We start from the raw sequence: 12434 nt of genomic DNA on the forward strand, positions 1-12434 counted from the left end.
GTGCTGCGGTCGTCCATCCAGCTGTCCGACCTCGCGTTCGACGTGCTGTGGAAGCAGGAGAAGCTGGGGCAGTACCACCCGGCGCTCTCCGTCGACTCGCCGGGGGAGACCGAGGACGAACGCGCCGTCATCGAGCGCGACGTCCTCGGTGAGCTGCGCAAGGTCGGGCTCGACCACCCGGACGTGCGGGGCACGCTGCACCTGATCGCGAAGGCCGACGCGGACTACTCGGCGTGGATCGCCCTCACGCCGAGCGAGACCAGGCCCGTGGTCGTGGCGGCGAACGCGCAGCACGGGGTGCTCGCCGTGCACGACAACGGGTTCGTGCAGCTGCACCCGATCCGGCCGGAGAACGCGCCGGAGGTCCTCGCGATGCAGCTGCCGGACGTCCCGGCGGGCAAGGGCCAGTCGATCAACGTCCACGAGTCGGAGCTCAAGGCGCACCAGCCCGGCAAGTCCACGCCGTCGATCTCGTTGCGGCAGTTGCTCGCCCAGCCCCGCCAGGGCACGGCGAAGCTGTACGCGGCCAAGCGCGGCGCGGACGGCCGGCAGCGGGCCAAGACCTTCCTCACCACGATCGACTTCGAGGACGGCCGCTGGCTCGTGGTCAAGTACACCGACCAGAACCACCAGACGTGGGTGCACGCCACTCCCGCGTCCCGCCAGATCATCACCGACTGGCTCAAGCGCCTCACCTGACGAGCGGCGACGGTCGGAGTTCACCTGCGGTTCCACCCCCGGTCAGACCGGGGGACTAGAAACCGCGCATGACCTTCGACCGTCGCACGTTGTTCAAGGCAGGCGCACTCGGCACGGCCGCCGCGCTGGCGCCCACGGGCGTCAGCCTCGCGAGGACCGGCCGCCCGACTCTCACGCACGGCGTGCAGTCCGGCGACGTCACCTGGAACGGCGGCATCGTGTGGACGCGCGCCGACCGGCCGTCCCGGATGCTCGTCGAGGTGTCCCACGACCCCGGGTTCCGGTTCTCCCGGCGCGTCCGCGGGCCGCTGCTCACGCCGGAGACCGGTGGCACGGGCCAGGTCCGCCTCGACCACCTGCTGCCCGGCCGCACCGCCCACTACCGCGTCACCGCCGAGGACCTCGACGGCCGCACCCGCAGCGAGGCCGTCACCGGCAGCTTCACCACCGCGCCGCTGGGCCGCGACGAGGTGCGGTTCGTGTGGTCCGGTGACGTGGCGGGCCAGGGCTGGGGCATCAACCCCGACATCGGCGGCATGCCGATCTTCCGGGCCATGGCGGACCGCAGGCCGGACTTCTTCCTGCACAGCGGCGACACCGTCTACTCCGACAACCCGATGCAGCCCGCGGTGACGCTCCCGGACGGCCGGATCTGGCGCAACCTCGTCACCCCGGAGAAGTCGAAGGTCGCCGAGACCCTCGACGAGTACCGCGGCCAGTTCGCCTACAACTTCCTCGACGAGAACGTCCGCAGGTTCGCCGCGCAGGTCCCGGTGATCGCGCAGTGGGACGACCACGAGGTCACCAACAACTGGTTCCCGGGAGAGCTTCTTGATCTCCCGCAGTACACCGAGAAGCGCGTCGACGTGCTGGCACAGCGGGCCTTCCAGGCGTTCCACGAGTGGATGCCGATCGACCGGACACGTGCCGTGGACGGCCGGGTGTACCGGAAGTTCTCCTACGGCCGCAACGTCGACGTCTTCGTGCTCGACATGCGCACCTACAAGGACAGGAACACCGCGCCGAAGGACCAGCCGGGCGTGATCCTCGGCGCGAAGCAGGCGCAGTGGCTCGTGCGGGAACTGTCCCGCAGCACCGCCACCTGGAAGATCATCGCGGCGGACCTGCCGATCGGCCTCACGGTCCCGGACGGCACCGACGTCGAGGGCGTCGCGAACGGACTGCCCGGCGCGCCGAACGGCCGCGAGCACGAGATCGCGTGGGTGCTGCGGGAGCTCAAGCGGCGCAAGGTCCGCAACACCGTGTGGCTCACCGCGGACGTGCACTACACCGCCGCGCACCACTACTCGCCCGACCGCGCGGCCGTCGGCGACTTCGACCCGTTCTGGGAGTTCGTGTCCGGTCCGCTGCACTCCGGTGCGTTCGGCCCGAACACCCTCGACCCGACGTTCGGTCCGCAGGCGGTGTTCGTGCACGCGCCGCCCGCCGCGAACACCAGTCCGCTCGACGGGTTCCAGCACTTCGGCGAGGTCGAGGCGACCCGGCACGAGCTCACGGTCTGGCTGCGTGACGCGACCGGCACCTCGCTGTGGTCCAAAACGCTCAGGGCGGCCTGACGCCCGACGTAGTGTCGGTGGGTGCCCATCTCGTTCGACGCCACCGGTTTCCGCCAGCTCGACCGGTTCATCTGGCAGCACCCGAGTGGTGACCAGGCGGTCCTGACCTACTACGACCGCACGCCCGACCTGCCCGCCGGGCTGGTCGACCTGCCCCGGCTCAGGCACGACCTCGCGCTCGTCCACGGCGAGACCGGCTGCCTGGTCGAGGCGCACGTCGTCCAGCTCGACGGGGTGCCGGCGCTGCTGCGGATCATCAAGATGCCGCTGCCGGACCAGCCGCACGGGCAGGCGTTCGTCTGCTCGTTCACGATCCCCAAGGCCACCTGCAGCGCCGTGCTGCAGCTCGGGGCTCTGGAACGTGGCATGACGGGCGCGCGCGAAGCCGTGCTCGCGGCGGAGATCGGGTTCGAGAACTGGGTCCAGCCGCACCCGTACACGCCGGAACTGCAAGGCGTGCTGCCGTTCCACGCGGGCGACCACCCGCAGCACGACGCGAGGTTCCCCGACCACCCGTTGTCGCGCGTGCGCGCGTGGGCGCACCACGTGGTCCGCACGGCACGGGTCGACCCGCAGTTCGCGGCGCTGCCGCCGTTCCAGGTGCGGGCGACGGCGCCGGTCGAGCCCGGCCAGACGCTGGTGACGGCCCTGCCGAGCCTGCCGGTCAAGGACTTCGTCGGTCTGCTGGCCGGCGACCGCACGACGTTCTGGCGCACCACCGACCCGAAGCTGAAGGAGATGCTCGGCCGCGGACTGCTGGGCCGGTCCCCGCTCGCGGACAGCCGGTTCCGCGACCTGATCATGATCGACCTCGAGTCGGGCGAGGCGATGCTCCCCGACCGCTTCACCACCGACGGCGCCGTGACCGCGCACGCCACGCGCCTGGAACAGGTCACGCTCCAGGAGGCGGACGCCGAGCTGACCGACGACGACGTCGTCGACGCCTACCGGTGGGCGGGCCGCATGGCGGGTGTGGCGGCCGAACGCGGTGAGCACCTCTCCCTCGAACCGATCGAGCACGACGGCGACCAGGCCGACCCGCACGTCCTGCTCGCCGTGCAGCCGCACGAGGGGCAGCACGTCGTCGTCGCCCGGTTCTCACCGCCGCCGGGCGAAGGCCCGCTGGCGGGATCGGCGAGCCGCAGCGCCCCGGCGACGACCGAGTCCGTCGAGGGCATCGGCGTCGTGGCGGGCATGGCGGTCAACGAGTGGCGCACGCACCCGCTCCGCCTGGCGATCACGTACCGGCGCTCGGCGGGCTGACCGCAAACATTTGCAAGGCCCGACGTATTGTTTCCCGCTGTTTGTCGTGGTTTCGTGCAGCAGCCCTGCAAGAAGTTGCGACAAGGAGGTCGCGATGCGTCGGGTCGTCGCCGCGCTCGCTGCACTGGTTCTACTACCCCTCACACCGGTCCAGGCCGTTGCCGCTCCACCGCAACGTCTTGCCGTGGGCGAGGTGGTGGACGTCGCGCCCGGTGTGCGCGACGGGGACGCGAGGCTCGCGTTGCCGCCCAAGCGCGACGACCTGCGGGGTGAGCGCTTCTACTTCGTGATGCCCGACCGGTTCGCGAACGGCGACCCGTCGAACGACCGCGGGCGCTCCCGCACCGCCGAGCACGGCTTCAACCCCGCCGACAAGGGCTTCTACCACGGCGGCGACCTCAAGGGCCTGCGGCAGAAGCTCGACTACCTCGACGGCATGGGCATCACGGCGATCTGGATGACGCCGATGTTCCTCAACCGCTGGGTGCAGGGCGACAGCGCCGGCTACCACGGCTACTGGACCCTGGACTTCACCAAGCTGGACCCGCACTTCGGCACCACGCAGGAGATGCGCGACCTGATCCGCGACGCGCACCGGCGCGGCATCAAGGTCTTCTTCGACATCGTCGCGAACCACACCGCCGACGTGATCAAGTACGCTGAGGGCAAGAACCAGTACGTCTCGACCGGCGCCCAGCCGTACCTCGACGCGAGCGGCAAGCCGTTCGACCTCGGCGACTACGCGGGCAAGAAGGACTTCCCGAAGCTCGACGCGCAGAAGTCGTTCCCGCACACGCCGGTCAAGGACGGGCCGACGAAGTTCCCGTTGTGGCTCAACGACTCCACGCTCTACCACAACCGCGGCGACTCGACGTTCTCCGGTGAGTCGAGCGAGCAGGGCGACTTCTCCGGCCTCGACGACCTGATGACCGAGCACCCGCGCGTGGTGAACGGCATGAAGGACATCTTCACGAGCTGGATCGACACGCTCGACATCGACGGCTACCGCGTCGACACCGTCAAGCACGTCAACCTGGAGTTCTGGCAGGCCCTCGCGCCGCACGTGAAGCAGTACGCGAACCGCAAGGGCAAGAAGGACTTCTTCGTCTTCGGCGAGGTCTTCGACTCCTCGGCCGAGAACACCTCGAAGTACACGACCACCGGCAGGATGCAGGCCACGCTCGACTTCCCGTTCCAGAGCAGCGCGCAGGCCTTCCTGTCCGGCAAGGGCTCCCAGCGCCTCGGCGAGGTGCTGCTCGACGACGACCGCTACACCGACGCCGACTCCAACGCCTCGTCGCTGCCGACGTTCCTCGGCAACCACGACATGGGCCGCATCGCCTGGATGATCCGCAACGACCGGCCCGGCATCTCCGACGCCGAACTGCTCGAGCGGCTCAAGCTCGGCAACCAGCTGATGTACCTGTGGCGCGGCAACCCGGTCGTCTACTACGGCGACGAGCAGGGCTTCGCGGGCACGGGCGGCGACAAGCTGGCCCGCCAGGACATGTTCGCCTCCAAGACGCCCGAGTACATGGCGGAGAAGCTGATCGGCTCCGACCGCACGGGCGCGATGGACAACTTCGCCCCCTCGCACCCGCTCTACCAGCAGCTCAAGGCGCTCGCGGCGCAGGTCGACAAGGACCCGGTGTGGCGTGACGGCAACCAGGTGCTGAGGTACGCCGAAGGGGACGTGTTCGCGTTCAGCCGCATCCTCGGCCGCGAGCACCTCGTTGTCGCCAACGCCGGCACGTCGCCCGCGACCGTCACCGTGCCCGTGTCGTCCGCGGGCTTCGAAGGTGCGCAGATCCGGAACGGCCGCGTCACGGTCACCGTGCCCGCGCTGTCGACCGTGGTGCTCAAGGGAACCAGCGACGTCGCGAAGTCGAAGCCGACGCCGACGCTGGTCGCCCCGGCGGCCGGAACCGTGCTGGACGAGCGGGTCGAGCTCCGCGCGGACGGCATCGGCGCGCCCAACGCCGCCGCCACCTTCGCCGCCCGCGTCGAGGGCACTCGCGACTGGACCGTGCTCGGCACCGACGACGCCGCGCCGTACCGCGTTTTCGCTGACCTGTCGGCACTTCCGGGCGCGGCGGTCGGCAAGCGCGTCGAACTGCGCGTGGTCGCGAAGTCCGGCGAGATCGGCGCGGACGGGGCGTTCGTGACTCTCGTCGCCGCGCCGCCGGTGCAGGACCCCGGCACGAAGAACCCGGACTGGCTGGTCGTGCACTACGCGCGCGACAACTACGACGGCTGGGGCCTGCACGTCTGGGGCGATGTCGAGACGCCCACCGAGTGGGGCGCGCCGGCGCCGTTCGCGGGGGAGGACGCCTACGGGCGCTTCGCCTGGGTGAAGCTGAAGCCGGGCGCCAAGTCCGTCGGGCTCATCGCGCACAGGGGTGACGAGAAGGACACCTCCGTCGACCGGTTCGTCGATCCGGGCGTGACGCCCGAGGTGTGGCTGAAGCAGGGCGACCCGGCCGTGCACCCGTCCGAGCAGGCGGCCACCGGCAAGGCGGTCGTGCACCACGTCGGAGACGCCGCGGGAGCTGTCGTGCGCGTCGCCGGACGGGCCGACGTGCCGTTCACCAACGGCATCGCCGAACTGCCGCCCACCACCGACTTCTCGGTCGTCCGCGGCACGACCGCCGAGGCTTCCGGCAAGTTCACCAGCGGTCACGCGTGGGTGGCGAACGGCAAGGTGCACGCCTCGAAAGCCGCTGCGGAGAACCGTGCGGTGATCCACTACAACCGGCCGGACGGCGACTACACCGACTGGACGATGTACCACTGGACGGGCTCCGCGGAACCGTCGCCGGGCTGGACCCAGTCGCGGGTGCCGGACGGACGTGACGCGTTCGGCGTCTACTGGTCGGTGCCGCTCGCGGCCGGCGCGGCGGGCCTGAGCTACATCCTGCACCGCGGCGACACCAAGGACCCCGGCGCCGACCAGTTCCTGGACCTGGGCCAGAAGGGGAACGAGGTGTGGCAGTTGCAGGGGAACGAGACCTATCTGCTGCCGCCCAACGCCGGCCCGGCCGCCGATGACGACCTGACCAAGGCGAAGGCGATCTGGATCGCGAAGGACAAGGTCGTCTGGGACGTGCCCACCGTGCAGTCCGACGGCTACCGGCTCGAGCACGGCGGCAAGGTGCTGCGGCTCTCGCCGACGACCGAGGCCGTTCCGGCGCAGTTCCCGCACCTGAGGGGACTGCCGGTGTTCGCCGTGCGCGGGTTCGCCGACGAGGCGTTGCGGGACAGGCTCTCCGCCGTGCACGTCGACGCGGGCGGGGCGATCCGGCACCGCACGGGCGTGCAGATCGCGGGCGTGCTGGACGACCGCTATGCCGCCGCGGCGACGAAGCTGACGTTCGGGCCGTCGTTCGACCGCGGCCGTGCGTCGGTCCGGCTGTGGGCGCCGACCGCGCGGAACGTGAAGCTGCGCCTCTTCGACGAGCCGTCCGGCGAGCCGAAGAAGGTCGTGCAGCTCCAGCGCGACGACGCGTCGGGTGCCTGGTCCGGCGAGGGCGACTGGAAGAACAGGTACTACCAGTTCGAGGTCACCAACTGGGAGCGCACGGCCGTGGTCACCGACCCGTACTCCGTCGCGCTGTCGGTGAACTCGACGCACTCGCAGTTCGCCGACCTGAAGGACAGCCGGACGATGCCGTCCGGGTGGGCGAAGGACGTCGCGAAGGGCATGGGCGGCGCGATCACCGAGCTGCACGTGCGGGACTTCTCGATCGGCGACCAGTCAGTCCCGGCCGGCGACCGCGGCACGTACAGGGCGTTCACGCACCGCGACTCGACCGGCATGAAGCACCTGAGGACGCTGGCCGCGGCGGGCATGGACACCGTGCATCTGCTGCCGACCTTCGACATCGCCACGATCCCCGAGAAGCGCTCCGACCAGGCCACCCCCGCGTGCGACCTGAAGTCGCTGCCGGCCGACTCCGACCAGCAGCAGGCGTGTGTCGGCGCGGTCGCGGCGAAGGACGGCTTCAACTGGGGCTACGACCCGTTCCACTACGACGTGCCTGAGGGCTCGTACGCCACGGCGGACGCGCAGAACGGGTGGGCGCGGTCGAAGCAGTACCGCGAGATGGTGAAGTCGTTGCACGACAACGGCAACCGCGTGGTGGTGGACGTCGTCTACAACCACACGGCGGCCTCCGGTGACGCGCCCACGTCCGTGCTGGACAAGGTCGTGCCCGGCTACTACCAGCGGCTCGAGCTCGACGGTTCGGTCGCCAACTCCACGTGCTGCGCGAACACCGCGACCGAGAACGCCATGATGGGCAAGCTCGTCGTCGACTCGGTGGTGCGCTGGGCCCGCAACTACAAGGTCGACGGGTTCCGGTTCGACCTGATGGGCCACCACCCGAAGGCGAACATCCTCGCGGTGCGCGCGGCTCTGGACGCGCTGACCGTCGAACGCGACGGCGTCGACGGCCGCAAGATCGGCGTCTACGGCGAGGGCTGGGACTTCGGCGAGGTCGCCGGCAACGCCCGGTTCGAGCAGGCCACCCAGGCGAACATGGCGGGCACGGGCGTCGGCACGTTCAGCGACCGGCTCCGCGACGCGGTGCGCGGCGGCGGCCCGTTCGACGACGACCCGCGCGTGCAGGGCCTCGGCTCGGGGCTCGCCGGGGACGTGAACTCCTCGCCCGCCAACGGGAACGTGGCCGCGCGGCTGGAGAACTACAGCGACCTCGTGAAGCTCGGCATGGCCGGCAACATGGCGTCGTACCGGTTCCGTTCCACCGCCGGACCGGTCGTCTCGGGACGCGACGTGGACTACAACGGTTCTCCCGCCGGGTACACCGGGCAGCCGCTGGAGGCGATCACGTACGTCGACGCGCACGACAACGAGGCGTTGTTCGACGCGTTGATGTTCAAGCTCAGGCCCGGGACGTCGATGGCGGACCGCGTGAAGATGCAGACGGTGGCACTGGCACCGGCGCTGCTCGGGCAGGGGCGGCCGTTCGTGCACGCCGGGACCGAGTTCCTGCGCTCGAAGTCGCTGGACCGCAACAGCTACGACTCCGGTGACTGGTTCAACGCCTACGACCCGTCGTTGCGCGACAACGGTTTCGGCCGAGGTCTGCCGCCCGCCGCCGACAACGAGGCGAAGTGGCCGTACGCGAAGCCGTTGCTGGGCCTGGCGAAGCCGTCGTCCGCGGACATGAGGGCCTCACTGGACGCGACCCTGGAACTGCTGCGGATCCGCCAGTCGTCGCCGCTGTTCTCGCTCGGTTCGGCCGACCTGGTGCAGCAGAAGGTGTCATTCCCGGCCGCCGAACCCGGTGTGATCGTCATGCACGTCGACGACACGGTCGGACCCGACGTCGACCGCGCTCGCCGCGGGCTGGTCGTGGTGATCAACCCGTTCCCGGTGGACAAGGTCGTCGCGCTGCCCGCCGGTGACTGGAAGCCGCTGACCGGGGAGAAGAAGGCGGGCGCGGCGCGGTCGGTGGTCGTGCTGGAGCGATAGTTCCGCTGAGAAATAGTTTGGTTCTGGATCAGTTTGGTACCTTGGTGCTCATGGGCACGAAGGGGTGTACCGACCTGATGATGCTGCTGCACCGGGCGGGTCACGCACTGGAGACCGAACTGACGGCGCGGCTCGCGGAGATCGGACTGACTCCGCGAGCCCGCTGCGTGTTGTCCAGCGCCCTGGACGCGGGCCTGACGCAGACCGAGATCGCCGACATCGTCAGCATCGACAAGACGACCATGGTCGTCACCCTGGACGTGCTCGAGTCCGCCGGCTACGCCGAGCGCCGGCCGTCGCCCCACGACCGCCGCGCCCGCGTCGTCGTCGTGACCGAGCTGGGCCGCGAGATCGTCGCGAAGGCGGACGACCTCTACGAGGAGGTCGTCGGCAGCGTGCTGGGCTCGCTGCCGGACGACGAGCGGGCGGGCCTGGTCGGCGGTCTGACGCGGCTGGTCGGAGACCGGTTGAGCACCCCGATGCCGTGCGAGAAGCCGCCCCGCAAGCGTGCTCTGCGTCATGCCATCGGGTAGAAGATAGTCCCGTAAAAAACTATCTGTTACGGTTCCTCTCATGACTTCAGGGGGATCGAAGACCGACGCGCGCTGGCTCGCGCTGATCGTGCTGTGCGCGGGGATGTTGATGATCGTGCTGGACCAGACGATCGTGAACGTCGCGCTGCCCGCGATCGCGGAGGACCTCGAGTTCGGCCAGGCCGGCCTCGCGTGGGTGGTGAACGCGTACCTGATCGCCTACGGCGGTCTGCTCCTGCTCGCGGGTCGTCTCGGTGACCTGATCGGGCACAAGAGGGTGTTCCTGATCGGCCTCGGCGTCTTCACGGTCGCGTCACTGCTGTGCGGGCTGTCGCTGAGCGCCGAGATGCTGATCGTGTCGCGGTTCGTGCAGGGTGCGGGCGGTGCGCTGGCCACGTCCGTGACCCTGGGCATGGTCGTGACGATGTTCCCGGGCAAGGACGAGCAGCGGCGCGCCATCGGCGTGTTCAGCTTCGTCGCGGCGGCGGGCGCGTCCCTCGGCCTGCTGCTCGGCGGCGTGCTGACCGACGCCCTGTCGTGGCACTGGATCTTCTTCGTGAACATCCCGATCGGCCTGGTGGCCGCCGTCGCCGCCGTGCGCCTGGTGCCCGACTCGCGGGGGCTGGGGCTGCGCGAGGGGGCGGACGTCCTCGGCGCGCTGCTGATCGTGGCCGCCGTGATGCTCGGCGTCTACACGATCGTGAAGGCCGAGCACCACGGCTTCGGTTCCCTGCACACGCTGGGCCTGGGCTTCGTGGCGCTGGCCCTGCTCGCGGGCTTCGTGCTGAGGCAGCGGACCGCCGCGAAGCCGTTGCTGCCGCTGCGGGTGTTCCGGTCCCGCAACGTGACCGGCGCGAACCTCGTGCAGATCTCGATGGTCGCCGGCATGTTCGGCCTGTTCTTCCTCGGCACCCTCTACATGCAGCTCGTGCTGCGGTACACGCCGCTGCAGATCGGCCTGGCGTTCATGCCGGTCGCGGGAGCCATCGCGGTGTTCTCGGTGTCGCTCTCGGCGCGCCTGAACTCCCGGTTCGGCGAGCGGAACATGCTGATCGTGGGCCTGCTGTTCATGCTGGCCGGCATGGTGGTGTTCACGCAGGTGCCGGTCGACGGCTCGTACGTCGCGGACATCCTGCCCGCGGTGGCACCGCTGGGCATCGGCCTGGGCCTGTCGTTCCCGGCCCTGATGTCGCTCGCGATGTCCGGTGCCTCGCACGACGAGGCGGGCCTCGCGTCCGGCCTGGTGAACACCACGGCGCAGGTGGGCGGCGCTCTCGGCCTGGCCGTCCTGGCCACGACCTCCACCTCGTACACGGCGTCGCTGCTCGCGTCCGGCGTGGGCCGCCTGGAGGCGCTGACCGCGGGCTTCCACCTGGCGTTCTGGATCTCCGCCGTGCTCGTGGCGGTGGCTCTCGGCCTGGCGGTGTTCGTGCTGCGCCAGGTCGCCGTCGACCGCGAGGCGCAGCCGGTGCTCGTGCACTAGTGGTCGGCGAGCTCCTCGCGCTTTCGAACGTCCTCGGTGCGCAGGATCCGGAACTCCCGGTCCCGCGCGTCGAGGACCTTCAGGAAGCCGGGACTGGTCTCGAAGATGTAGACCTCGCCCTCGTCGTTGATGCGCTCCTTCGGCACCCACGGCGTGCTGACGACGGCGGCGACCGCGAGCGCGGTGCCCGCGAGGATCCACGCGAACCACTGGAGCAGCCACCGCGCGTTGCGGATCGCCAGCACCATCGCCGCGCCGATCACCACCGCGCCCGGCGCGATCCACCAGCGGTGGTAGGTCAGCGTGTGGGACACCATCAGCGCCGCCAGCACGATCAGCGCCAGCAACGGCGTCGCGTGCGCGTGGTCGGGCTCCTTGCGGGTGCGGACGTAGTAGAAGAACGTCGCCGGCGTGACGACCATCAGCAGAACCGTGCTGATGCGGTCGTCCGCCATGAACGTGCCGAGGAACAGCCCGGGCGCGTCGTCCAGTTCGAGCGTGTGCAGAAGAGCGAACGCCGTGTGCCAGTCGTAGTGGGAGACCGCGAGGAGCCTCAGCAGAACGAACAGGACCGCGGCGCCCGTCAGTGCGGATCCGGTGTGCTTTGCACTCACGCTGCGCACTATGTCAGCTGGGGCGTTCGCTACCCTGTCCGCACATCCCGTACCTGTTCTCCGAGGAGTCGTACCGTCGTGTCCGAGCGCACCCTGGTTCTCGTTAAGCCCGATGGCGTTGAGCGTGGTCTCGTCGGCGAGGTGATCGCCCGCATCGAGCGCAAGGGCCTCAAGCTCGCCGCCCTGGAACTGCGGACGGCCGACCGCGCCACCGCCGAGCAGCACTACGCCGAGCACGACGGCAAGCCGTTCTACGGCGACCTGGTCGACTTCATCACCGGTGGCCCGCTGGTCGCCATCGTCGTCGAGGGCGTCCGGGCGATCCCGGCGTTCCGCCAGCTCGCCGGTGGGACCGACCCCGTCGAGAAGGCCACGCCCGGCACGATCCGCGGCGACTTCGGCACCGAGGTGCAGTACAACCTGGTGCACGGGTCGGACTCGGCCGAGTCGGCGGAGCGGGAGATCAAGATCTGGTTCCCGAACCTCTGATCTTGCCTTTGGTTTTCGATCTTGTCAGACCCCCTGAGTAGGTTGAGTTGCAAGGGGGTCTTCTCTCAGGGGGACGCCTGCGTGAGCATGCGTTCCCCTGTTGCGTTCCCTGGTGCGTTCCCCTGTTGCGTTGGTGTGCTGTCGCCTTGCGTGCTTCCACCTGGGGGCGCTGCCCCCAGACCCCCGGCAATCTGATCGGGGGCACCGCGCCGGTCGCGGGTTGATGGCACGCCTGTTGCTTTGGGCGGCCGGCGGGTGGGTAGTTTTGTTTCGTTGCGGTGG

General features: G+C 69.8%; 8 protein-coding genes. 7 read left to right on the top strand and 1 reads right to left on the bottom strand.

All coding sequences use genetic code 11. The annotated features are described in order from the left end of the window. The 6 genes from ACFWGZ_RS17930 (at nt 1) to ACFWGZ_RS17955 (ending at nt 11049) form a co-directional block, all read left to right on the top strand. A complete protein-coding gene (locus tag ACFWGZ_RS17930) occupies nt 1-699 on the top strand; it encodes an ESX secretion-associated protein EspG (protein ID WP_382452633.1) in 699 nt (232 codons plus the stop codon). A 68-nt stretch (nt 700-767) separates the two neighbouring features. Further along, a complete protein-coding gene (locus tag ACFWGZ_RS17935; RefSeq protein ID WP_382452634.1) occupies nt 768-2276 on the top strand; it encodes an alkaline phosphatase D family protein in 1509 nt (502 codons plus the stop codon). Between the two features lie 21 nt (nt 2277-2297). Then, a complete protein-coding gene (locus ACFWGZ_RS17940; RefSeq protein WP_382452635.1) occupies nt 2298-3539 on the top strand; it encodes a hypothetical protein in 1242 nt (413 codons plus the stop codon). A 184-nt stretch (nt 3540-3723) separates the two neighbouring features. After that, the gene (gene pulA, locus ACFWGZ_RS17945; protein WP_382452636.1) at nt 3724-9033 is read left to right on the top strand and encodes a pullulanase-type alpha-1,6-glucosidase; all 5310 of its coding nucleotides are present in this window, start codon (nt 3724-3726) and stop codon (nt 9031-9033) included. Nucleotides 9034-9083: 50 nt separating this feature from the next. Next, nucleotides 9084-9566, top strand: coding sequence for a MarR family winged helix-turn-helix transcriptional regulator (locus ACFWGZ_RS17950; RefSeq protein ID WP_382452637.1), 483 nt, complete (start codon nt 9084-9086; stop codon nt 9564-9566). A gap of 40 nt (nt 9567-9606) precedes the next feature. Continuing rightward, the gene (locus ACFWGZ_RS17955; protein ID WP_382452638.1) at nt 9607-11049 is read left to right on the top strand and encodes a DHA2 family efflux MFS transporter permease subunit; all 1443 of its coding nucleotides are present in this window, start codon (nt 9607-9609) and stop codon (nt 11047-11049) included. On the opposite strand, the gene ACFWGZ_RS17960 is transcribed toward ACFWGZ_RS17955, so the two are convergent. Further along, nucleotides 11046-11663 (bottom strand): hypothetical protein, encoded by a 618-nt coding sequence (locus tag ACFWGZ_RS17960; protein WP_382452639.1) that lies wholly within the window; start codon nt 11661-11663, stop codon nt 11046-11048. The genes ACFWGZ_RS17955 and ACFWGZ_RS17960 overlap by 4 nt on opposite strands. 78 nt (nt 11664-11741) lie before the next feature. On the opposite strand from ACFWGZ_RS17960, the gene ndk reads away from it, so the two are divergent. After that, the gene (gene ndk, locus ACFWGZ_RS17965; protein WP_382452640.1) at nt 11742-12152 is read left to right on the top strand and encodes a nucleoside-diphosphate kinase; all 411 of its coding nucleotides are present in this window, start codon (nt 11742-11744) and stop codon (nt 12150-12152) included. Nucleotides 12153-12434 lie beyond the last annotated feature (282 nt).

Source organism: Lentzea sp. NPDC060358, assembly GCF_042725365.1.
GTDB lineage: Bacteria > Actinomycetota > Actinomycetes > Mycobacteriales > Pseudonocardiaceae > Lentzea.

Excerpts from the sequence above, each read along its gene's own strand:
- ACFWGZ_RS17950 (WP_382452637.1), top strand. The coding sequence starts at position 9,084 with ATGGGCACGAAGGGGTGTACCGACCTGATGATGCTGCTGCACCGGGCG.
- ACFWGZ_RS17955 (WP_382452638.1), top strand. The coding sequence starts at position 9,607 with ATGACTTCAGGGGGATCGAAGACCGACGCGCGCTGGCTCGCGCTGATC.
- ACFWGZ_RS17935 (WP_382452634.1), top strand. The coding sequence starts at position 768 with ATGACCTTCGACCGTCGCACGTTGTTCAAGGCAGGCGCACTCGGCACG.